Source organism: Stenotrophomonas sp. AR029, from assembly GCF_047520695.2.
Classification (GTDB): domain Bacteria; phylum Pseudomonadota; class Gammaproteobacteria; order Xanthomonadales; family Xanthomonadaceae; genus Stenotrophomonas; species Stenotrophomonas sepilia.
The window spans coordinates 1,292,849-1,314,807 of record NZ_JAXBQQ020000001.1 but is presented as its reverse complement, the minus strand read 5'-3'; the positions used below and the strand labels follow the sequence as shown (position 1 = coordinate 1,314,807).

At 67.6% G+C, this 21,959-nt stretch carries 15 protein-coding genes; 6 read left to right on the top strand and 9 right to left on the bottom strand.

Going from position 1 to position 21,959, the window contains the following annotated elements; genetic code table 11:
• Positions 1–71 precede the first annotated feature (71 nt).
• Entirely contained in the window at positions 72–3,233 is a 3,162-nt protein-coding gene (locus tag ACM0PB_RS06120) for an efflux RND transporter permease subunit (RefSeq protein WP_414604779.1), read from the bottom strand.
• 4 nt (positions 3,234–3,237) lie between these two features.
• Entirely contained in the window at positions 3,238–4,368 is a 1,131-nt protein-coding gene (locus tag ACM0PB_RS06115) for an efflux RND transporter periplasmic adaptor subunit (RefSeq protein ID WP_065185352.1), read from the bottom strand.
• 119 nt (positions 4,369–4,487) lie between these two features.
• Here ACM0PB_RS06115 and ACM0PB_RS06110 point away from each other — a divergent pair, with 119 nt between their 5' ends.
• The 3 genes from ACM0PB_RS06110 (at position 4,488) to ACM0PB_RS06100 (ending at position 7,326) form a co-directional block, all read left to right on the top strand.
• Entirely contained in the window at positions 4,488–5,168 is a 681-nt protein-coding gene (locus ACM0PB_RS06110) for a TetR/AcrR family transcriptional regulator (protein ID WP_005419125.1), read from the top strand.
• A 135-nt stretch (positions 5,169–5,303) separates the two neighbouring features.
• Positions 5,304–5,951: a protein-L-isoaspartate O-methyltransferase family protein gene (locus ACM0PB_RS06105; RefSeq protein WP_049416694.1), complete on the top strand. Its 648-nt coding sequence runs from the start codon at positions 5,304–5,306 to the stop codon at positions 5,949–5,951.
• 16 nt (positions 5,952–5,967) lie between these two features.
• Entirely contained in the window at positions 5,968–7,326 is a 1,359-nt protein-coding gene (locus ACM0PB_RS06100) for a TolC family outer membrane protein (protein WP_005419128.1), read from the top strand.
• A gap of 96 nt (positions 7,327–7,422) precedes the next feature.
• Here ACM0PB_RS06100 and ACM0PB_RS06095 read toward each other — a convergent pair whose 3' ends face one another.
• Together ACM0PB_RS06095 and waaA are read right to left on the bottom strand one after the other, a co-directional pair.
• Positions 7,423–8,622: an APC family permease gene (locus ACM0PB_RS06095; protein ID WP_374082902.1), complete on the bottom strand. Its 1,200-nt coding sequence runs from the start codon at positions 8,620–8,622 to the stop codon at positions 7,423–7,425.
• 271 nt (positions 8,623–8,893) lie between these two features.
• Positions 8,894–10,192: a lipid IV(A) 3-deoxy-D-manno-octulosonic acid transferase gene (gene waaA / locus ACM0PB_RS06090; protein ID WP_065178339.1), complete on the bottom strand. Its 1,299-nt coding sequence runs from the start codon at positions 10,190–10,192 to the stop codon at positions 8,894–8,896.
• Between the two features lie 60 nt (positions 10,193–10,252).
• Here waaA and ACM0PB_RS06085 point away from each other — a divergent pair, with 60 nt between their 5' ends.
• Positions 10,253–11,170 (top strand): LpxL/LpxP family Kdo(2)-lipid IV(A) lauroyl/palmitoleoyl acyltransferase, encoded by a 918-nt coding sequence (locus ACM0PB_RS06085; RefSeq protein WP_065185354.1) that lies wholly within the window; start codon positions 10,253–10,255, stop codon positions 11,168–11,170.
• Between the two features lie 108 nt (positions 11,171–11,278).
• Here the strand turns inward: ACM0PB_RS06085 and ACM0PB_RS06080 are convergent, their stop codons facing one another.
• The 4 genes from ACM0PB_RS06080 to ACM0PB_RS06065 all read right to left on the bottom strand — a co-directional run bounded on the left by ACM0PB_RS06080 (position 11,279) and on the right by ACM0PB_RS06065 (position 14,506).
• Positions 11,279–11,728: an REP-associated tyrosine transposase gene (locus ACM0PB_RS06080; RefSeq protein ID WP_065178338.1), complete on the bottom strand. Its 450-nt coding sequence runs from the start codon at positions 11,726–11,728 to the stop codon at positions 11,279–11,281.
• A 137-nt stretch (positions 11,729–11,865) separates the two neighbouring features.
• Positions 11,866–13,197: an O-antigen ligase family protein gene (locus ACM0PB_RS06075; RefSeq protein WP_164093539.1), complete on the bottom strand. Its 1,332-nt coding sequence runs from the start codon at positions 13,195–13,197 to the stop codon at positions 11,866–11,868.
• Positions 13,178–14,293 carry a glycosyltransferase gene (locus ACM0PB_RS06070; RefSeq protein WP_164093540.1) on the bottom strand — a complete coding sequence of 372 codons (1,116 nt, stop codon included), beginning with the start codon at positions 14,291–14,293 and terminating at the stop codon, positions 13,178–13,180. The genes ACM0PB_RS06075 and ACM0PB_RS06070 overlap by 20 nt, the downstream gene beginning before the upstream one ends.
• Positions 14,294–14,308: 15 nt before the next feature.
• The gene (locus tag ACM0PB_RS06065; RefSeq protein WP_005410967.1) at positions 14,309–14,506 is read right to left on the bottom strand and encodes a zinc-finger domain-containing protein; all 198 of its coding nucleotides are present in this window, start codon (positions 14,504–14,506) and stop codon (positions 14,309–14,311) included.
• Between the two features lie 418 nt (positions 14,507–14,924).
• Here ACM0PB_RS06065 and ACM0PB_RS06060 point away from each other — a divergent pair, with 418 nt between their 5' ends.
• Together ACM0PB_RS06060 and ACM0PB_RS06055 are read left to right on the top strand one after the other, a co-directional pair.
• Positions 14,925–18,269 carry a GH92 family glycosyl hydrolase gene (locus ACM0PB_RS06060; protein ID WP_414604778.1) on the top strand — a complete coding sequence of 1,115 codons (3,345 nt, stop codon included), beginning with the start codon at positions 14,925–14,927 and terminating at the stop codon, positions 18,267–18,269.
• The gene (locus ACM0PB_RS06055; RefSeq protein ID WP_053499096.1) at positions 18,266–19,009 is read left to right on the top strand and encodes a basic secretory protein-like protein; all 744 of its coding nucleotides are present in this window, start codon (positions 18,266–18,268) and stop codon (positions 19,007–19,009) included. Before ACM0PB_RS06060 ends, ACM0PB_RS06055 begins: the two co-directional genes overlap by 4 nt.
• Positions 19,010–19,555: 546 nt before the next feature.
• Here ACM0PB_RS06055 and ACM0PB_RS06050 read toward each other — a convergent pair.
• Positions 19,556–21,847, bottom strand: coding sequence for an NADP-dependent malic enzyme (locus tag ACM0PB_RS06050; protein WP_005419150.1), 2,292 nt, complete (start codon positions 21,845–21,847; stop codon positions 19,556–19,558).
• Positions 21,848–21,959: the final 112 nt, after the last annotated feature.

Here is a 21,959-nt window from a genome sequence, read left to right as displayed (position 1 = left end):
GAAGGGAGCAACCGGCATGGGTGGGGTCAGAGCCCTTTCCCCGAGGGAAAGGGATCCGACCCCGGTCGGCATCACGCCCCGGATTCATCGGGCTTCACCCGGAACCACGCCGCGTACAATGCCGGCAGGAACACCAGGGTCAGCACCGTACCGACGATCAGGCCGCCCATGATCGAGATCGCCATCGAGCCGTAGAACGCGCTGCGCGACAGCGGAATCATCGCCAGCACGGCTGCCAGTGCGGTCAGCACGATCGGGCGGAAGCGGCGCACCGTGGCGTCGATGATCGAATGCCAACGGTCATGCCCGGCATCGATGTCCTGCTGGATCTGGTCGATCAGGATCACCGAGTTGCGCATGATCATGCCGGCCAGCGCGATCGTGCCCAGCAGCGCCACGAAGCCGAACGGCGCCCGGAACAGCAGCAGGAACAGGGTCGCGCCGATGATGCCCAGCGGCGCGGTCACCAGCACCATCGCTGCACGCGAGAAGCTGCGCAGCTGCAGCATCAGCAGCGTGGCCACCACCACCAGGAACAGCGGCATGCCGGCCTTGATCGAGTTCTGGCCACGCGCCGAATCCTCCACGGTACCGCCGGTTTCCAGCAGGTAACCACTGGGCAGCTCGGCACGGATGCCGTCCAGTGTGGGCAGGATCTGATGCACCACGTCCAGCGCCTGCATGCCATCACTGATGTCGGCGCGCACGGTCACCGTCGGCAACCGGTTGCGGTGCCAGATGATGCCGTCCTCGAAGCCGTACTCCATCGTCGCCACCTGCGACAGCGTGATGCTGCCACCGTTGGCGGTGGGCATCGACAGGCTGGACAGCAGCTCCAGTTGATTGCGCTCATCGGCCGGCCCGCGCAGCAGCATCTCGATCTGGCGATTGCCCTCGCGATACACGCTTACCGATTGCCCGGCCAACGAACTGGACAGGAACTGGCTGACCTGGGCGCTGCTCACGCCCAGCGCGCGGGCGCGCTCCTGGTCGACCACCAGGCGCACCACCTTGCTCGGCTCGCTCCAGTCCAGGTTGACGTTCATCACGTGCGGGTTCTCCCGCACCTTGGCCTCGACCTGCCGCGCGATCGCCTGCACCTTCTCGATGTGCTCGCCGGAGATGCGCATCTGCACCGGATAGCCGACCGGCGGGCCGTTCTCCAGGCGGGTCACGCGCATCTGCACGTCCGGGAACTTCGGGATCACCTCGTGCAGCAGCCAGTCGCGGGTGCTTTCGCGTGAAGTGATGTCCTTGGCCAGCACCACGAACTGGGCGAAGTTGGTCGCCGGCAGCTGCTGGTCCAGCGGCAGGTAGAAGCGCGGCGAACCGGTGCCCACATAGGACACGTAGTTGGCAATGCCCTCGCGGCTGGACAGCAGCTTCTCAAGCTTCTCGGCCTGGGCCTGGGTCGAGCGCAGCGAGGCGCCCTCGGCCAGCTCGATGTCCACCATCAGTTCCGGCCGGGTCGAGTCCGGGAAGAACTGCTGCGGCACGAAGCGGAACATCATCAGCGAGAACACGAACAGGCCGATGGTCGCCGCGATCACCCACCAGCGATGCCGCAGGCAGGTATCGAGGAAGTGACGGAAACTACGATAGAACGGGCGCTGGTACGGATCGTGGTCGTGCCCGTGCTGCGGCGGCGCGATCAGATTGGCCAGCGCCGGATAGCGGTCGGCCCACTGCTGGCGCTTGGCGTGCCAGCGCGCTGACAGGCTGCCCGGCTTCGGCGGCTGCGGATTGAACAGGTCCGGCAGCATCTTGTCGCCCAGGTAAGGGATGAACAGCACCGCTGCGATCCACGACACCACCAGCGCGATGGTCACCACCTGGAACAGCGAGCGGGTGTATTCACCGGTACTCGATGCCGCAGTGGCAATGGGCAGGAAGCCGGCCGCGGTGATCAGGGTGCCGGTCAGCATCGGGAACGCGGTCGACTCCCAGGCGAAACTGGCGGCGCGCAGGCGGTCGTAGCCCTGCTCCATCTTGGTGGCCATCATCTCCACCGCGATGATCGCATCGTCCACCAGCAGTCCCAGCGCCAGCACCAATGCACCCAGCGAGATCTTGTGCAGGCCGATGTCGAAGTAGTGCATGACAAAGAAGGTCATCGCCAGCACCAGCGGGATGGTCACGCCCACCACCAGGCCGGTGCGCAGGCCCAGCGAGAAGAAGCTGACCAGCAGCACGATCACCACCGCCTCGGTCAGCACCTGCACGAACTCGCCGACCGACTCTTCCACCGATTGCGGCTGGTCGGACACCTTGCGCAGCTGCATGCCGGCCGGCAGGGTCTTCTGCAGGCGTTCGAACTCGGCATCGAGGTTGGCGCCGAGCTTGAGGATGTCACCGCCATCCTTCATCGCCACCGCCAGGCCGATCGCCTCTTCGCCCATGAAGCGCATCTTCGGCGACGCCGGATCGGCGAAGCCACGCTTGACCTCGGCGATGTCGCCCAGGTGCACGGTGCGGTCGCCGGCGCGGATCGGGAACTGGCGGATCGCTTCGATGTCGTTGAACTGGCCGGTCACCCGCAGCTGCACGCGATCGGTGGCGGTCTCGAAGAAGCTGGTGCCGGTCACTGCGTTCTGGTCGGCCAGCGCCTGCTGCACCTGCTGCATCGACACGCCCAGCGTGGCCAGCCGGGTGTTGGACAGTTCGATCCACACCTTCTCGTCCTGCAGGCCGACCAGGTCGATCTTGCCGACGTCGGGCACCCGCTGCAGTTCCAGCTGGATGCGGTCGGCGTAGTCGCGCATCACCGCGTAGTCGAAGCCCTTGCCGGTCAACGCATAGATGTTGCCGTAGGTGTCGCCGAACTCATCGTTGAAGAACGGACCGACGATCTCGCGCGGCAGCGTCGGGCGGATGTCGCCCACGCGCTTGCGCACCTGGTACCACAGGTCCGGGATCTGCCTGGAACGCAGGCTGTCGCGCGCCATGAAGATGATCTGCGATTCGCCCGGGCGCGAGTACGAGCGGATGAACTCGTACTCGCCGGTATTCATCAGCGCCTTCTCAAGCGGCTCGGTCACCTGCCGCGAGACCTGCTCGGCGGTCGCCCCCGGCCACAATGTGCGCACCACCATCGCCTTGAAGGTGAACGGCGGGTCCTCGGACTGGCCCAGATGCTTGTACGACCATGCGCCGATCAGCGCGAAAGCCAGCATCGCAAACAGCACCAGCGGGCGGTTGGACAACGCCCACTCGGAAAGATTGAAGCGGCGCACCGGCTTACTCCCTGGCCTTGGCGGCAGCGGCCGGCGTAGCCGGCTTCAGCACGGGACGGTTCTGCCGGTCCACGGCGATCACCGGCTGGCCGGCCCGCAGCAGGTGGCCACCCGCAGCAACTACCCAGTCGCCCCCGCTCACGCCCGACAGTACCGGTACCGTCTCGCTGCCAAACGCACCGGTGGTAACCGTTGCGGCCTTCAGCGTGCTGTTGCCCGGATCGACCACCCATACGCTGGCGGCACCGTTGGCACCACGCTGCAGCGCGCCCAGCGGCAGCTGCAGGGTGCCGTGGCGACCGGCGCTGCTGTAGACGCGTGCACTCTGGCCCAGTTCGACGTCGGCCAGCGCATCGGCGGGCAGGCTGACCCGGGTCGCATAGGTACGTGCCTGCGGATCGGCAGCGGCGGCGATCTCCCGGATCGTGCCCGGCAGGCGCTGGCCGGGGCGATTCCACAACTCCACCTCGACCGGTTGGCCCACAGCATAGTCGCGGATGGTGGCCTCGGGCAGGTCGATCAGCACTTCGCGGCCACCGTCGGCGGCCAGGTTGAAGATGGTCTGCCCGGCGGACACTACCTGCCCGGCCTCGGCCTCGCGGCTGGCGATCACACCGTCGGCCGGCGCACGCAGCTGTGCGTAGCCGGCCTGGTTGCGGAGCACATCGAGGTTGGCGCGGGCGGCGTTGGCCTGGCCCTGCGCGGCCTTGAACGCGGCGGACTGCTGGTCCAGCTGCGAGCGGCTGACCAGCTGCTGGTCGGCCAGCACCTGGTAACGCTTGAGGTCATCGCGGGCGCGCACCAGATCGGCTTCGGCTGCCGCCAGCTGCGCCTGCGAGGCACGGGCCTGCAGCGCGAAGTCGGCCACGTCCAGCTCGGCCAGCACGTCGCCCTTCTTCACCCGTTGCCCGGCATCGACGTGGCGCTTGACCAGGTTGCCGCCAACGCGGAACGACAGCGGGCTTTCCTGTCGCGCACGCACCGTGCCCGGGAACGCCGCCGGCGCCTGCCCGGCCTGCTCGCCGGGGTGAACCACCAGCACCGGTACGGCCGCCGGTGGCGCCTGTTCCTGCCCCGAACAGGCTGCCAGCGCAGCCATCCACACCATACCGCCCATCCAGCGCACGATCTTCATCGGTCAACGTCCTGAAAACGCAGGGTTGCAACTAAGGGAGGAGCCGCGACTGCCGGCCCAATTTAATAAACCGGCCGGTATAGTATAAATATCGAACCGCTTGGTCTAGTATTGTCGCGATGAGTTCCCACATTTCCCGCAAGCCGTCGGCCAAGCCCGCTGCCAAGGCCGCCGGACCCGGGCGCCCCAAGGACCTCGGCAAACGCGCGGCGATCCTTGAAGCAGCCAAGGCACTGTTCATCGAACAGGGCTATACCGGCGTGAGCATGGACACCATCGCCGCTCAGGCCGGCGTCTCGAAGCTGACTGTGTACAGCCACTTCGGCGACAAGGAGACGCTGTTCTCCGAGGCGGTGCAGTCAAAGTGCATTGAAATGCTGCCCGACGCGCTGTTCGTAGCCGACGCGGACGGCCCGCTGCGCGACCAGCTGATCGGTATCGGCCTGGCCTTCTTCGAGCTGATCACCTCCGACGCGGCGATCTCGATCCAGCGCATGATGATGGCGCCGGAGACCGACGAACGCCTGCGCGCGCTGTTCTGGAAAGCCGGCCCCGAGCGTACCTGCGAGGCGCTGGCCGATTTCCTGCGTGCCCGCGCCGAACGTGGCGAACTGGATATCCCCGACTGTGCTCTGGCCGGCGAGCAGTTCCTGACCCTGGTCAAGGGCGAAGTGCACATGCATATGATGTGCGGCATGCCACTGTCACCCGTGGAATGCGACCCTCTTGCCCACGTGACCGCCAGCATCGACTTCTTCCTGCGCGCCTACGCGCCGCGAGGGGCCGGAACGGCTGAATAACCAAAACTGAACGAACCGGAGGTCGCGATGACTTCCGGCACTGCGACCCCGGCCCCCGGCAGCTGATGCTCTGGGCGCGCCGCCGGCCTCCGGCACCGGTAAAATGGCCGGCCCACTGCGCTGGATTTGAACCTCATGACGATTGATTACGCCCACGCCCGCGAACTGATGGTGGAACAGCAGATCCGTCCCTGGGACGTGCTGGACATCAAGGTGCTCGACGTCCTGGCCCGCCTGCCGCGCGAGGCCTTTGTCGCCGACGCGCACCGGGCACTGGCCTACGCCGATGTCGAACTGCCGATCGGCCACGGCCAGAAGATGATGAAGCCGGTCATCGAGGGCCGTACCCTGCAGGCACTGGACCTGCAGCCGGGTGACGAAGTGCTGGAAATCGGCACGGGCAGCGGCTTCCTGTCGGCCTGCATCGGCGCGCTGGCGCGCGATGTGCTGAGCCTGGAAATCGACCCGGAGCTGGCCGCCGCTGCGCGTGCCCGCCTGGACGCCTCCGGCCTGGGCAGCAACGTCCGCGTGGAAGTGGCCGATGCCCTGTCCTGGCAGACCGAACGCCGCTTTGACGTGATCTGTGTCACTGGTGCGGTCGACGTGGTGCCGTCACAGTTCGCCTCGTGGCTGCGTCCGGGTGGCCGCCTGTTCGTGATCCACGGCCGCTCGCCGGCGATGGAGGCCCTGCTGGTCAAGGCCGACGGTAGCTCCGAGTCCCTGTTCGAGACCGATATCGATTACCTGCGTGGTGCCGCCCCGGCCCCCCAGTTCCACCTCTGAGTCCAAGGAAGCCGCAATGATCCGCCGATCCCTCGCTGTTGCGCTGGCCACTGCCCTGCTGCCGTTGTCCGCCCATGCCGCCGACCTGCTGCAGGTCTACGAAATGGCCCGCAACGGCGATCCGCAGCTGTCGGCCGCCGAATCGACCCGGCTGTACGACAAGGAAGGCGCCGTGCAGGCGCGTGCCGCCCTGCTGCCGCAGATCAACGGCCAGGCCGCGCTGAACCGCACGCGCAGCGAGCCGAACGCCGACGCCAACTCCGGCTCGTTCACCAACAAGCGCCGCACCTACACGATCGACGGCAGCCAGACGCTGTTCAACTGGACCCAGATCAACAACCTGCGCTCGCAGCGTGAGCTGAGCAAGGCGGCGGACTTCACCCTCGAATCGGCCAACGACAACCTGATCGTGCGCACCTCGGCGGCCTACTTCAATGTGCTGGTGGCGATCGAATCGCTGAACGCCGCACAGACCAATGAAGCGGCCGCGAAGAAGCAGTTCGACTTCGCCGACAAGCGCCTGGAAGTGGGCCTGGCGCCGATCACCGACGTGCACGAAGCACGCGCCCAGTACGACCAGGCGCGCGCCAACACCATCATCGCGCAGAACACCCTGGCCGATAACTACCAGGCCCTGACCGAACTGACCGGCCAGCCGGTGACCAACCTGCGTGGCCTGCCGGCGGACTTCCGCCCGGAAGTGCCGGCCAACCGCGGCAACATCGACGAGCTGGTGCAGCAGGCCACCACCCAGAATCCGGCGCTGAAGGCGCAGGAGCTGAAGGTCAGTGCCGCCGAAGCCGGCGTGCAGGCTGCCCGTGGTGGTCATTACCCGACCCTGTCGCTGGGCGGCAGCTGGGGCAAGAGCGCCACCTGGGGCGACAGCACCGGTGCCGGCTCGCTGTCGCCGGATGCGCGCACCAACAGCATCGGCCTGACCCTGAGCGTGCCGATCTTCTCCGGTGGTGCCACCCAGTCCGGCGTGCGCCAGGCGCTGGCGCAGCGTGACATCGCCCAGGACGGCTACGAGCAGCAGAAGCGTGCCCTGGATCGCAATACCCGCAATGCCTACCAGACCCTGGTTCAGGGCATCAGCGAAGTGGAAGCCCGCCGCCTGGCGGTGGTCTCGGCGCAGAGCGCGTACGACGCTTCGCAGGTCGGCCTGGAAGTCGGTACCCGTACCGTGCTGGATGTGATCCAGAACCAGCGCATCCTGTTCTCGGCACAGCTGGACTATGCCCAGGCCCGCTACACCTTCCTGCAGAACCGCCTGCTGCTGAGCCAGTCGCTGGGTGCGCTGGACGTGGCCGAACTGCAGGACGTCAATCGGCTGCTGACCCAGGACGCGGGCAACCCGGCCACGACCACGCACTGAGTCGTCGCCCCTGCAACGAAAAAGCCACCCGCGAGGGTGGCTTTTTTGCAGATGCTGTATCCACACGCGCGCGCCCCGGCGTGGCCCCACGAACCGTCAGCCCGGCCATGCGCGCAGGCGTTCCAACGCCGCGAGCGCGCACAGCACGGCTGCCAAGGGGGCCAGCATCGACATCATCAGCCCGCAGCCGGCTGCGCCTTGCCGGGTGTCATCCCGACGCCGCAGCACCGCCAGGCACAGCGCTGCCATGACCACCAGCGTTGCCGGACCCGGCAGCGCCGGCAAGGTGCCCTGCGGCAGCCCCAGCACCAGCATCACCGCCGGCAGCGCAACCACCATTGCGCTCAGGCGCGTGCGGGATCGTCCCGCCGCGTCAGCTGCGCGGGGCCACAACGATGTGGCCAACCGGACGGCCAGCATCAGCAGCACCAACTGCAGGGCGGCCAGGCCCGCTGCCCCGGCCAGGGGCAACAATGGCAGCATCCACTGCAGCTGGGGGTGCACCTGCAGCGCAACCGCCAGTGGCCGGGTACTGGCGAGCGCGGAAAACTCGACCAGCCCGGCCTGCAATGCTGCCAGCACGATCAGCAGCAGCATCGCCAGCAACGAGACCAGCGCCAGCACCGCCGGCTGCCACATCGCGCCCTGGCGGCGCAGCGCAGGAAAGCCCAGTGCCAGGCCCACGCTGGCAAATATGCCCAGCAGCGGCACCGCAGCCGCCAGCACGCCCCCCAGCCCGAAGCGATACGGTGCGGTCGCCGGAGGCAGCCAGGGAATCCAATGCCCGTAGTGCACATGACGCGCCGCCAGCGCCAGCAGCAACACCCCCACACCGATCTTCACCGTCAGCAGCGCACAGGCCGCCAGAGCCACACCCCGCGGCGGCAGCAACGCGAGCGCGCTCAACATCAGCAGACCCATGGCCGCCGCTACCTGCACGGGCAGCCAGTCGTTGGCATGGAGGCCTCCGGTAGCCAGCACGGCATGTACATGGCGGGCCATGGACTGTGCCGCGCCCGCCGTGGTCGCCGTCAGCTCAAGCAACAGGATCGCGCCCAGAACGATGGCCACCCGTGGCCCCCAGCTGGCGGCCAACAGTCCGTACAGGCCATCGGCCGCCGGCAGTCGCAGCACCAGATCCTGCAGGCAGCACAGCACCAGGCCAGCCCCCAGTGCGGCCAGCAACAGGCTCAGTACGATGGCCGGGCCAGCCTGTGCCGCCGTGTGCTGGCCCACCAGCGCGATCACGCTGCCGCCCACCAGCAGCGTCAGTGCCACCACAGCCAGGTGGTCCATCCCCAAGCGCGCCCCACCGGTGCCGTCCCTGCCCCTGTCGCCGTCCATCGCAAGTTCCCTTGATATCCGCCCAAGCGCGGTCGACAGCAGGCTGGCAGCCTGCGTCGTCCTGCGGAATCGGAATCGGTGCTGCGTGCGCCACGATGTGATGGCAGGCACGCTGCCATCGGCAGGGTCGGTCCAGCAACGACAGAAAAATCGTCGCTAAGCAGAATTGATGAAGTTGATCACGACAACGCAGCGCAGCGCCGCCGACGCCGCGCTGCCGGGATCACTCGCGCGGTGGTGGCAGGTGCGGTGCGACCAGCGCAAGCGTGCGCTGCAGCGCGCCACGGCCATTGCTGACCAACGTGCAGCCCGCACGCGCCATGTCTTCGCGGGCCTGCGCATCTTCAAGCAGATGCTGCAGCAGGTCGCCCACCGCCTGCGCATCTTCGCCGATCAGCAGCGCACCGGCCTCGCGCATGCGCCGGGAGATTTCCGCGAAGTTGTGCAGGTGCGGGCCGGTCACCGCCGCGGTTCCCATCGCAGCGGGCTCCAGCAGGTTGTGGCCACCGATGGCCTGCAGGCTGCCGCCGACGAAGGCGACCTGGGCGCAGGCGTAGAACGGCATCAGCTCGCCGAGGGTGTCGATGACGAACACGTCTGTGGCGGCGTGCGGCCACTGGTCCACGCGGCGGGTCGCCACGCTCCAGCCCTGTTCGCGCGCCAGCGCTTCCACCTTCGGGAAACGTTCGGGATGGCGCGGTGCCCACAGCAGCAGCAGATCCGGATGCTGCTGGCGCAGGCGGCGGTGCAGGTCGATCACCGCCTGCTCTTCGCCATCATGGGTACTGGCGGCGATCCATACCGGGCGCGCGCCCGGCACCCGTGCATGGAACTGTTCGACGAAGCCCTGCACGTCCGGCGTGGTGATGTCGAACTTCAGGTTGCCCAGTGCCTGCACCTGGCCGGGCTCCGCCCCCAGCTGCACGAAGCGCTCGGCATCGTCCTGCGACTGCGCGGCCACGCAGGTGACGGTGCGCAGGGCGCGGCGGATCAATGCGGCCAGCAGCCGGTAGCCGCGCAGCGAACGCGCCGACAACCGGGCATTGAGGATGTAGACCGGAACGCCACGGTCACGGCAGCCGAACAGCATGTTCGGCCACAACTCGGTTTCCAGGATCAGCGCCAGGCTGGGCTGGAAATGGCCGAGGAAGCGATTGACGCTGCCCGGCACGTCGTACGGCAGGTAGACATGGTCCAGCGCGTCGCCCCAGAGCGCACGCACGCGCTCGGAGCCGGTCGGAGTGATGGTGGTGATGACCCAGCGGATGTCCGGGCGCTGCTGGCGCAGGGCGTTGACCAGCGGCGCGGCGGCATTGACCTCGCCCACCGAGACCGCGTGCAGCCACACCCGTGGCTGGCCGGTCGGCTGCGGATAGGAGGCGTAGCGTTCGTCCCAGCGCCGGAAGTACTCACGGACCCGGAAGCCGCGCCAGACCAGGTGGTACACGGTGATCGGCAGCAGGATGTAGAGCACGACCGAGTACAGGCCGCGCAGGATCCATTCGACAGGGTCTTTACGCATGCGGCAAGGATACGGGAGCCCCCCGGGAAAGACACGCGGCCGCCTTGGTAGAATGGCCCCATGTCAGATGCCTCCACCGCCGTCCGCCCGTCGCTGCGCGATCCGCGCAACTGGCCGATGTTCGCCGCCATGTTCGGCGCCTTCGCCATCGCCCGCCTGCCGTGGATGCTGCAGCGCGCGCTGGGCCGGGGCGTCGGCTGGATCACCTGGCGCCTGCTCGGCAGCCGCCGCCGCGCCGCCGAGGTCAATCTGCAGCTGTGCTTCCCCGAGAAGGACGAGGCGTGGCGGCAGCGCCTGGTGCGCGACAGTTTCGATGCGCTGGGCGTCGGCGTGTTCGAGTGCATCCGCGCCTGGTGGGGCAGCATCGACAGCATCCGCCCGCAGGTACGGATCGAAGGCCTGGAACACCTGCGGCGGATGCAGGCCGAAGGCCGCGGCGTCCTGCTGGTCTCCGGCCACTTCATGACCCTGGAAATGTGCGGCCGCCTGCTGTGCGACTACGTCGATCTTTCCGGCATGTACCGCAAGCACAAGAACCCGGTGTACGAGTGGGCGGTGAAGTTCGGCCGCCTGCGCTATGCCAAGGCGATGTTCGCCAACGAGGACATCCGCGCGACCGTGCGCCACCTGAAGAAGGGCGGCTTCCTCTGGTACGCGCCAGACCAGGACATGCGGGGCAAGGACACCGTGTTCGTGCCATTCTTCGGCCACACCGCTTCGACCATCACCGCCACCCATCAGCTGGCGCGCATGACCGGCTGTGCGGTGATTCCGTACTTCCACCGGCGCGAAGGCGGAAAGTACTTCCTGAAGATCGGCGCGCCGCTGGAGAACTTCCCCAGCGAGGATGTGGAAGCCGATACCACGCGGGTCAACCAGGCCATCGAAGCGATGGTGCGCGAGGCTCCCGACCAGTACCTGTGGATCCACCGCCGCTTCAAGCGCCAGCCCGGCGGCCGGAGTGATTTCTACAAATAAAGGTGGGGCGGGAGGGTTTCGTCCACGCATGGCGTGAATTTGATGACGCGGAGCATTCTGAAGTAGATCCACGCCATGCGTGGATGCTCTACATCCGGGTGCCGGCACCTACAACGGCCAACGGCACCATGCGTGCGGGTACTCACCCAACGTGCCGGCCAGGCCCGCACAGACCGGATTGGCCAGGATGTACATCGCCTTCTCATGAAGGGATTCATCGCTGCGTACGGCATGATCGTGGTAACCGTGCTGCCACAGCGCCCCTCGTCGCTCCAATCGCCGGTTCAGCAGTCGGCTGCTGCGTGATTTGAGCAGGGCCATACACTCGGCCAGGGTTCCTCCGCGCAGCTCCATCAGCCAGTGCAGATGGTCGGGCATGACCACCCAGGCGAGGCTGTGGCTGAAGCCCTTGCGCTCTACGAAGCGCAGGGTGTCGATAAGGATCGCCACGTTTGCCGCATCGGCGAACAACGGTTCGCGGCCGAGGGTTGCTGTGGTCAATGAATAAACGTTGCCGGATCGGGAATACCGACCGTAGCGAAGTCTGGGGCTGGCCATGCCTCCAGCGTGCGCGAACTGCCGGGACACCGATAGTGGAGATGTCACCGTGTTCAGGTCGGGAAAGCCTCATCCACGCATGGCGTGGATCTACTGATCGACTCCATGGTTGATCCCTACCATGCGCGGATGCGCGGTCACTTCACCGGCGGGGAATCATCTGCGTCGCGCGCCAGCAGGCTGCCGGCGAACAGGGCTGCCAGCAGCACCGTCAGGCCACCCCAGAACGCGGAATAGAACGCCAGGTGCGTATTGAGCGGGAACACCGTAACCGCCAGCGCCAGCATCGCCGGTCGGGCGCGATCACGCGCAGCCGCCGGGGCATAGCGCCAGGCCCGCCAGGCCTGCGCCACCGCCGCCAACCACAACAGCAGGCCCAGAACGCCGGTCTCGGCAAGGATTTCCAGCACGATCTGGTGGGCGTGCAACGCCGGTTGGCTGCCCCACACGGCGGGACCCTCATCTGACACGCAGGCCGGATACGCATCGCGGAAGCCGCGCGCACCGACACCGTTGACCGGATGCTCCTCGATCATGCACACCGCTGCGGTCCAGATGCGCGCGCGCCCCGAAAGCGCCTCGTCAACGCCCTGCCCGTCTTCGTTCCATGCCTGCGCCGTGCGCGCGACACGCTCGCGCAGCTGCGGCACGCCCGCTGTCAGTGCGGCCGTACCCAGCGCTGCCACCAGGGCCAGCAGCAGCAGCCGCTTCCAGCCGAACTGGCGCACGCCGCTGTAGGCCAGCACCAGCACAAAGGTGATCCACGAGGCGCGCGAACCTGCCAGCAGCAGCACGCACCCCAGTGTTGCAGCGGCCAGCAGCCACCCTGCATTGCCGAAACGCTGCGCCATCGGCAGCAGCAGGAACGGTGACAGGCTGGCCAGCACCTGGCCGAATTTCAGATTGCAGGGCCCAAGCGCGCCACTGAGGCGGTCGGCCAGTGCGGCTTCGTCGGCCGGGCACAACGCGTGGCCACTCACGGCCAGCTTCAGGTGTTCCAGCGACCAGAACCACGGGCTGGTGCCAGCCAGCGCCTGCACCAGCGCGTCCAGCGTCCACACGCCGGTGATCAGCGCCAGGCCACCGAAGGTCAAGCGCCGCCGTTCCGGCGTGGCCACCGCGATCGCCACCAGCCACATGAAGGGCAGGTAGCGCAGTCCGGCGGCCGCCTTGGTCCACGAGGCCGAAGGGTCGATCGCATCGATGGCCGAAAACGCCTGCGGCAGCCAGTAGCCGAGGAACAGGATCGAGGTCAGCGCCCACGCCGCCGTGCTCAACAGGTGCGGACGGCGCTGCAGCCGGCGCATCACCATGCGCGCGGCAGCATAGACCGCGCCAAGGCCCAGCACGGTTTCGGCAATGCCCGGCAGCGGCCACATCGCCACGTACGCCAGCACCCACCAGGGCGCCCAGCGCCCGGCACGGTCGTCGCGCACGATGGCAGCGGGGTCAGCCGGCGAAATCGGCATAGAGGCGGAGGGTATCGCGCTGCATGGCCTGCAGGGTAAACGGGATGCGGGTCGGCAGGGACGGCGGCTGCGCCAGCAGGGCCAGCGCACGTTCACCCAGCGCGCGCGCGTCGCCGAGCGGCACCGCACCGCTGGGCTGCAGCTGCAGCAGCAGTTCGCCGACGCCACCGTGGTCCCAGCCCAGCACCGGGCGACCGACCGACAGCGCCTCGACCACGGTGCGGCCAAAGGCTTCCGGCTTGTCTGACAGCTGCAGCACCAGATCGCTGGCGGCGTAGGCCTGGGCGATGCGGACGGTAGGCGTGCTGATCTGTACGGCCTCGGCCACGCCCAGTGCCGCGGCCTGGCGGCGCAGGTCAGCCACGTAGGCCTCGCGCCCGGGTTCGTCGGTGCCCAGCATCCACAGCTGGGCAGGCACGCCGGCGGCACGCACGTCGGCCAGCAGCTGCAGCGCGTGGGTGTGGCCCTTCAGCCGGGTGCCGCGCCCCGGCAGCAGCAGCAGCGGGCCTTCGACCTGGGCCAGCCACGGGTAGTCGGCCGCCAGCGCCAGCCGCGGGCGGCGGTCGGCGCGCGCCACGCGCGGGAACTGGTTGACGTCGACACCTCTCGGTATGACCCGCAGTTTTTCTTCCGGCACCGTCGGGTAATGGCGTTGCACGTAGGCGCGCACGGTGTTGGACACGCAGATCACGCGTTCGCCACTGGTCATCACCGCGCTGTAGCGGCTGGGCGAGTTCAACCCGTGCACGGTGGTCACCCAATGCGGGCGCTGTACGGCGGGCATGGCGCGGATCGCGTACAGGCCCAACCAGGCCGGCAGCCGCGAACGGGCATGCACGATGTCCGCACCAACTTCGGCAAACAGCCGGCGCAGGGTCGGCAGATGGCGCAGGGTCAGCAGCGACTTGCGGCCGATATCCAGGGTGAGGTGCTCGGCACCACTGTCCAGCAGCGGCTGCACCAGGCGGCCACCGGCAGACACCACCAGCGCGCGATGGCCGGCGGCAACCAGGGCCGCAGCGATTTCCAGGGTCGAGCGCTCGACACCACCGGAGTGCAGCGCCGGCAGCAACTGCACCACGGTCAATCGGCGCATCGAAGGGGCCGCCGTTTAGTCGGCCAGCACGAACACGGAACCGCAGTACGGGCACTGCGCTTCGCCGTTGGGCTCGTCTTCGATCGGCAGGTACACGCGCGGATGCGAGTTCCACAGCGCCATTTCCGGGGTCGGGCAGCTCAACGGCAGATCGCTGCGGTGCACGGTGTAGCGCTTCTCGGCGTTGGCGGGCGCGGTGGCGGTATGGCTCATGGCGGATTCGGTGAACGGGTTGCGAGGCCCGTGATTCTAGCATCTGGGCCGCAACGACATTGCCCCGCAACGGGCCTTTGCACGCCGCCGCCGATGCCTCGCATCTCCCCACCGCGCGCCGGGCGGCGGCGATTCCGGGGATTTCGCGGTCGTTCCGGCAGGTTCGCTCGCCAGAATCGACTCCAGCGATATTTCCCGCATTTGGATCGAACTAAATGGCACTTGCCAGCGCGCGGCGGCTGTTGCAGGATCGGGCCAGGTCGCACCTCGACCCACCCAACCCAACCCGATCGCATGGCCCGCCCCCACCGGACCGGCATCGCCTCTTCCACTGCCAGCCTGGCGGGCGGAGCGATGCTGTCCGTGGTGTCCGCCGATGCGGGTTCGCCCGCCGCCAGCCCTTCCGGGAGACCCTTGCATGACCCTGTCCGATCCGCGCCGCGCCCTGCTTCCGCTCGCCCTGGCCCTGGCCTGTGCGACCACTGCGATGCCGGCGCGGGCGCAGGGGCTGCAGACCTCGTTCGAACCGGGCGAACCTGTACCGGCGCAGGCCACCGGTGCGCTTCAGGTCACGATCGGCAATGGACCGGCCGCGCCCTACGCCGCCAAGCGCAACGCCGGCTACAGCGGCCTGCATGCGCTGCGCTACAGCAGCGAAGGCGGCAGCGCGCGGCGCGAACTGTTCAAGGCCGACCTGCCCATCGAGGCCGATACCACGCTGTCGTGGCTGGTGCTGCCGGAAATCGTCGGCAAGGACACCGTCGCCTCGACCTATGTATCGCTGGACCTGCTGCTGGACGATGGCAGCCGCGTTTCGGCCGGTGCGGCACGCGACCAGCATGGCGTGGCGATCGGCGCACGCGCGCAGGGCGAATCGAAGACGCTGTACCCGCAACAATGGGCCCGCAAGGCAGTGCGGCTGGGCGACGTGCCCACGCTGAAGGGCCGCCGCGTGGTGGCGATCGAGCTGGAGGTAGCCAGTGCCGAGGACGCGCCGGTCTCTGGCTGGATTGATGACGTGCGCCTGGATGCCCAACCGCGGCAGCGGCCGCAGCGCGTCTCCGACTGGGTGCTGACCACCCGCGGCACCCAGGCCAACGGCACCTTCTCGCGCGGCAACAATTTCCCGGCCACGGCGGTGCCGCACGGGTTCAACTTCTGGACCCCGGTGACCGACGCCGGCGCACTGAACTGGCTGTACCGCTGGAACGAACAGAACGATGCGCAGAACCGCCCGCAGCTGCAGGCACTGGCACTGAGCCACCAGCCCAGCCCGTGGATGGGCGACCGCCAGACCTTCCAGGTGATGCCCTCGGCCAGCCGTGGCGTGCCGGACGCCGACCGCCGCGAGCGCGCGCTGTCGTTCGACCGCCGTCATGAAAGCGCGCGCCCCTACCGCTACGACGTGCGCTTCGACAATGGCATCGCTGCTGCCATCGCACCGACCGACCATGCCGCGCTGTTCCGCTTCGAGTTCCCCGAGGGCGGCGACGCCAACCTGCTGTTCGACAATGTCGATGCGCGTGGTGGCCTGACCCTGGACACGGCCACGCAGACCCTCAGCGGCTACACCGATACGCGCAGTGGCCTGTCCAACGGCGCCAGCCGCATGTACGTGGTGGCCAGCTTCGACAAGCCGTGGCGCAGCAGCGGACGCCTCGACACCGGCCGCCCGACCGGTTACATCAAGTTCGATGCTGGCAGCGACCGGCAGGTGACGATGCGCATCGCGACCTCGCTGATCTCGGTGGAACAGGCGCGTCACAACCTGGCGCTGGAAATCTCCGCCGCCGACACGCTGGAAAGCGTGGCGGGCCGTGCGCAGGATGCATGGGACGCGCGCCTGGCCCGCTTCGACATCGGCGATGCCACTGACGACCAGAAGACCACCTTGTATTCCAGCCTGTACCGGCTGTACCTGTATCCCAACTCGGGCCACGAGAATGCCGGCAGCGCGGCCGCGCCTGACTGGCGCTACGCCAACCAGGCCAGCGCCAGCGACGACAACACCGAAGGCAGCGCGAACCGCAGCTTCACCGGCGTGCGCGATGGCAAGGTGTTCGTCAACAACGGCTTCTGGGACACCTTCCGCACCACCTGGCCAGCCTATGCGCTGTTCACGCCCGACGATGCCGGGCAGATGGTGCAGGGCTTCATCGAGCAGTACCGTGCCGGTGGCTGGATCGCACGCTGGTCGTCGCCGGGCTACGCCGACCTGATGGTCGGCACCAGTTCGGACGTTGCCTTCGCCGATGCGTGGCTGAAGGGCATCGGCGGCTTCGATCCGGCCGAGGCCTACGCCGCCGCGCTGAAGAACGCGACCGTGGTCCCCCCCGACCGCCATGTCGGCCGCAAGGGCATGGACCGTTCGACCTTCCGTGGCTACGCCAGCGCGGACGTGCACGAAGGCATGTCGTGGACGATGGAAGGCGCACTGAATGACTTCGGCATCGCCAACATGGCCGACGCTCTGGCCAAGCGCGCGACCACGCCGGCCGCACGCGAGCGCTACAGCACCGAGGCCGACTACTTCCGCCATCGCGCCGCCAGCTACGCGACGATGTTCGATCCGGCCGCCGGCTTCTTCCAGGGCCGCAACGCCGATGGCCAGTGGCGCGTGGACGCCAAGGCCTACGACCCGCGCGTGTGGGGCCACGACTACACCGAATCCAATGGCTGGACCTTCGCCTTCACCGCCGCCCACGATGGCGAAGGACTCGCCGCGCTCTATGGTGGCCGTGACAAGCTGGCAGCGAAGCTGGATGCCTTCTTCTCCACGCCGGAAACCGCCGACCCCGCGTTTGCCGGATCCTACGGCGGCACCATCCACGAGATGACCGAAGCGCGCGATGTGCGCATGGGCATGTACGCACACAGCAACCAGCCGGCGCACCACATCCCATGGATGTACCTGTACGCCGGGCAGCCGTGGAAGACCCAGCAGCACGTGCGCGAGATCCTGTCGCGGCTGTATGTGGGCAGCGAGATCGGGCAGGGCTATCCGGGCGACGAGGACAACGGCGAGACCTCCGCGTGGTACGTGCTGGCTTCGCTGGGCCTGTATCCGCTGCGCATGGGCGCCCCGGAGTACGTGATCGGTTCACCGGCGTTCGAACATGCGAGGGTGGAACTGCAGGGCGGTGCGGTGCTGACCGTGAACGCGGCCAACAACTCACGCGAGAACGTCTACGTGCAGTCGCTGAAGATCAATGGCAAGCCGTGGACGAAGACCTGGGTGCCGCACGAGCTGATCGCCAAGGGCGCGACGCTGGACTTCGTGATGGGGCCGCAGCCGTCGCGCTGGGGCAGCGGCGTGGACGATGTGCCGCGCTCGCTGACCGCGCGGGGCCAGCGCCCGCAGCTGCTGCACGACCTGCTCGGCAGTGGCGCCAAGGCGACGCTGGCCGATGGTCGCGCCCTGCCAGCGCTGGTCGACGACGATGCCGCCACGACCGTCGGCCTGGGCGGCGGCGCAACCATCGCACTGACCGGCCTGGGCGACGGCGTGCCGACCATGTACACGCTCACCAGCGGTGACGGCCGCATCCAGGGCGGCGAATGGACGCTGGAAGCGCGCAGCGGCAACGGCCGCTGGATCGTGCTCGACCAGCGCAGCGGCGAAGCCTTCGAGTCTGCCCGCCAGACCCGACCGTTCCGCATCGCCAAACCCGGTCGTTACAGCGAGTATCGGCTGCGCCTGGCCGCACCGGGCCGGCTGCCGCTGGCGGAGATCGAACTGTTGGCGCCCAGCGCCGTACAATGAGCCCCATGCGCTACCGTCTGCTGCCTCTGGCCCTTGTTGCCCTTTCCTTCTCCAGCTTCGGCCAGACCCAGGCCTTTGATGCGCAGCTGACCCGCGATGGCGTGACGCTGAACTACCAGGACGCCCGTGGCGCCCTGGCCGCGCCGCAGCGAAAGCGGGTGATCGATACGTTCTACTTCGCCTACCTGCGCGAACGTGCGGACTTCCACCCGGCCGCGCCGTCGATGGTGCGCATCGTGATCGACCCGGCCTACACCGGGATCGCCTTCGTCGGTGACAAGGACCAGGCCGCAACGATCACCATCAACCCGGGTTGGCTGGCGCAGCACCCCAACGACATCGACCTGGTCACCCATGAGGCCATGCACATCGTGCAGGGCTATCCGGGCTATGGCGACGCACGGGTGCCGGGTTGGCTGGTGGAGGGCATCGCCGACTACGCACGCGACCGCTACGGCATGGACAATGCCGCCGCGGGCTGGGCACTGCCGGGCAAGGTCGAGAAGGGGCAGAACTTCGACAGCGGCTACCGTGTCACCGCTGCGTTCCTGAAATGGGCCGACGCCGAACATCCGGGCCTGGTGCTGGCACTGGACAAGGCCCTGCGCGACGGCCGCTATGCACCGGCGCTGTGGCAGAAGCACACCGGCAAGGCACTGCCGGCGCTGTGGGCGCAGTACGCCAAGCCGCGTTCCGACGCTCCGCCGCCGGCCCCTGCACGCCGCGGCAAGCGGCGCTGACTGGGCGATCAACTGGGTATAGCCGCGACTGGATAGAGTCGACTGGGTAGAGTCGACTGTTAGTCGACTGACTTTCGTACAGCCCCCGAAAACCCCGCGCTTCGCGCGATAGTCGACCAACGGTCGACTCTACCTCCCTGGCGTCTACGCCTCAGCGCGACTGCACGAAACCGGCGTACAGCGCGAACAGCTGCTGGAAGTACCGCCGCGTCACTCGATTGCGCATGACACCCTCGCCGATGGGAAGTTGGTCGGGCCCAGGGTGGGAAGGCCGGTCCGGTCCCTTCCCACGGCCGGGCCGCGTGGGCGTATTGGGCCGCAGCGGCGTTGCAGGGAAATGACCGGGCGGCGTAGCGCATGTGGCAGGTTTGGCGGCCGTTGCGGCAAATGAAAACACCGGGCAATGCCCGGTGTTTTCATTTACGCCGCCGTCCAACCGCGCCAGCGCCATCCTTGTTCCGACCAGGAGCCCCTTCTTGTTGAAGGGGCGCGCCGAAGGCGGGGGTAGAGGAAGAATGCGTGGGCAGCGGAAGTGGGAAAGAAGGCTTATGCCTTCTTTTCCGCTTCCAGCTGCTTCCTGATCTGCGCATCGACCGCCGCAATCGCGGTCATGTTCAGGATCCGGCGCGAGGTCGCGCTGGTGGTCAGGATGTGCACCGGCTTGTTCACGCCCATCAGGATCGGGCCGATCGCCACGCCGTCGGTGAACACCCGCACCAGGTTGTAAGCGATGTTGGCCGCTTCCAGGTTCGGCAGCACGAACAGGTTGGCGCGGCCCTGCAGGGTCGAGCCCGGCAGCAGCTTCTGGCGCAGCGCTTCATCCCATGCGGTGTCGCCCTGCATTTCGCCATCCACGTTCAGGCGCGGGTTGCGCTTGAGCAGCAGCTCGCGCACCTGGCGCATCTTCAGCGCATCCTTCGAATCATGGCTGCCAAAGTTGGAGTGCGACAGCAGCGCCACCTTCGGCTCGATGCCGAACAGCTTCATGCGATAGGCCGCCTGCAGGGTCGCCTCGCACAGCTGCTCGGCGGTCGGATCTTCCTGCACGTGGGTATCGACGAAGAAGAACACACCCTGCTGGTTGATCACGCCGGTCATCGCCGAGGTCGAGGTGACCTTCGGCTCCAGCGGCAGCACGCTGCGCACGTAGCCCAGCTTCTTGTGGAAGCGGCCGACGATGCCGGTCAGCATCGCATCGGCTTCGCCACGGGCCACCATCACCGCTGCGATCAGGGTCGGGCGCGAACGCATCAGGTTCTTCGCCGCGGCCACGGTCACGCCACGACGGCCGGTCAGGCCGTGGTAGTACTGCCAGTATTCGTTGAAGCGCGGGTCGTCGTTGATGTTGGTGACTTCAACGTTCTCGCCGATCTTCAGGCGCAGGCCGAGGCGCTCGATGCGCGACTCGATCACTTCCGGGCGGCCGATCAGGATCGGATGCGCCAGGCCGTCATCGACCACGTTCTGCACCGCCTGCAGCACCACTTCCTCTTCGCCCTCGGCGTACACCACGCGCTGCTTGTCGCTGCGCGCGCGGTCGTACACCGGCTTCATCATCAGGCTGGTGCGGTAGACGAACTGGGCCAGCTTGTCGCGGTAGGCGCCCATGTCCTCGATCGGGCGCGAGGCCACGCCCGAATCCATCGCGGCCTGGGCCACGGCGGCCGACAGTTCCACCAGCAGGCGGCGGTCGAACGGGCGCGGGATCAGGTATTCACGGCCGAAGCTCGGGGTCTCGCCGCCGTAGGCCGAACCCATGTCGGTGGCTGCACGGCGTGCCAGTGCAGCGATGGCACGCACGCAGGCGATCTTCATTTCCTCGTTGATCGCGGTGGCGCCCACGTCCAGCGCACCACGGAACAGGTACGGGAAGCACAGCACGTTGTTGACCTGGTTCGGGTAGTCCGAACGGCCGGTGCCGATGATCGCGTCCGGACGCGCAGCGCGCGCCACCTCCGGCATGATTTCCGGGGTCGGGTTGGCCAGCGCGAAGATCACCGGATCCGGCGCCATGGTCTTGACCATGTCGGCGGTCAGGATGCCCGGTGCCGACAGGCCCAGGAAAATGTCCGCGCCGTCGACGATCTCGGCCAGAGTGCGCTTGTCGGTGTCACGCGCATAGCGCTGCTTTTCCGGGTCCAGGTCGGTACGACCGGTGTGGATCACGCCCTCGCGATCGAAGGCCAGGATGTTCTCCGGCTTCAGGCCCAGCTGCACCAGCATGTTCACGCAGGAAATGCCGGCCGCGCCCATGCCCGTGGTCGCCAGCTTCACTTCCTCGATCTTCTTGCCGGTGATCGCCATCGCGTTGAGCACGGCCGCGCCGACGATGATCGCCGTGCCGTGCTGGTCGTCATGGAACACCGGGATCTTCATGCGCTCGCGCAGCTTGCGCTCGACCACGAAGCATTCCGGCGCCTTGATGTCCTCCAGGTTGATGCCGCCGAAGGTCGGTTCCAGCGAGGCGATGATGTCGACCAGCTTGTCCGGGTCGGTCTCATCCACTTCGATGTCGAACACATCGATACCGGCGAACTTCTGGAACAGCACGCCCTTGCCTTCCATCACCGGCTTGCCGGCCAGCGCGCCGATGTTGCCCAGGCCCAGCACCGCGGTGCCGTTGGAGATCACCGCCACCAGGTTGCCGCGGGCGGTCAGCTCGCTGGCCTGCTGCGGGTCGGCCTTGATCGCTTCACAGGCGTACGCCACGCCCGGCGAATACGCCAGCGACAGGTCGCGCTGGGTCAGCATGGGCTTGGTAGCGGAAACCTTGATCTTTCCCGGCGGGGACATCCGGTGGTAATCGAGGGCGGCCTGTTTGAAATCTTCGTTGGACATCGATGTGGGTTACATGAATGGGCAGAAGGGACAGGGGATGATACCCCCGTTGGAGCGTCCGGACCTGTCGCTATCCTGTCGCAACCATGCTGCGACCGCACAATTCCGTGCC

What these genes read in the sequence shown, in the direction of transcription:
- ACM0PB_RS06095 (WP_374082902.1), bottom strand. Translation starts at nt 8,622, where the DNA reads ATGGACCACCTGGCTGTGGTGGCACTGACGCTGCTGGTGGGCGGCAGC.
- ACM0PB_RS06085 (WP_065185354.1), top strand. Translation starts at nt 10,253, where the DNA reads ATGTCAGATGCCTCCACCGCCGTCCGCCCGTCGCTGCGCGATCCGCGC.
- ACM0PB_RS06055 (WP_053499096.1), top strand. Translation starts at nt 18,266, where the DNA reads ATGAGCCCCATGCGCTACCGTCTGCTGCCTCTGGCCCTTGTTGCCCTT.
- ACM0PB_RS06110 (WP_005419125.1), top strand. Translation starts at nt 4,488, where the DNA reads ATGAGTTCCCACATTTCCCGCAAGCCGTCGGCCAAGCCCGCTGCCAAG.
- ACM0PB_RS06115 (WP_065185352.1), bottom strand. Translation starts at nt 4,368, where the DNA reads ATGAAGATCGTGCGCTGGATGGGCGGTATGGTGTGGATGGCTGCGCTG.
- ACM0PB_RS06075 (WP_164093539.1), bottom strand. Translation starts at nt 13,197, where the DNA reads ATGCCGATTTCGCCGGCTGACCCCGCTGCCATCGTGCGCGACGACCGT.
- ACM0PB_RS06100 (WP_005419128.1), top strand. Translation starts at nt 5,968, where the DNA reads ATGATCCGCCGATCCCTCGCTGTTGCGCTGGCCACTGCCCTGCTGCCG.
- ACM0PB_RS06080 (WP_065178338.1), bottom strand. Translation starts at nt 11,728, where the DNA reads ATGGCCAGCCCCAGACTTCGCTACGGTCGGTATTCCCGATCCGGCAAC.
- ACM0PB_RS06065 (WP_005410967.1), bottom strand. Translation starts at nt 14,506, where the DNA reads ATGAGCCATACCGCCACCGCGCCCGCCAACGCCGAGAAGCGCTACACC.
- ACM0PB_RS06070 (WP_164093540.1), bottom strand. Translation starts at nt 14,293, where the DNA reads ATGCGCCGATTGACCGTGGTGCAGTTGCTGCCGGCGCTGCACTCCGGT.
- ACM0PB_RS06050 (WP_005419150.1), bottom strand. Translation starts at nt 21,847, where the DNA reads ATGTCCAACGAAGATTTCAAACAGGCCGCCCTCGATTACCACCGGATG.
- ACM0PB_RS06105 (WP_049416694.1), top strand. Translation starts at nt 5,304, where the DNA reads ATGACGATTGATTACGCCCACGCCCGCGAACTGATGGTGGAACAGCAG.
- ACM0PB_RS06060 (WP_414604778.1), top strand. Translation starts at nt 14,925, where the DNA reads ATGACCCTGTCCGATCCGCGCCGCGCCCTGCTTCCGCTCGCCCTGGCC.
- waaA (WP_065178339.1), bottom strand. Translation starts at nt 10,192, where the DNA reads ATGCGTAAAGACCCTGTCGAATGGATCCTGCGCGGCCTGTACTCGGTC.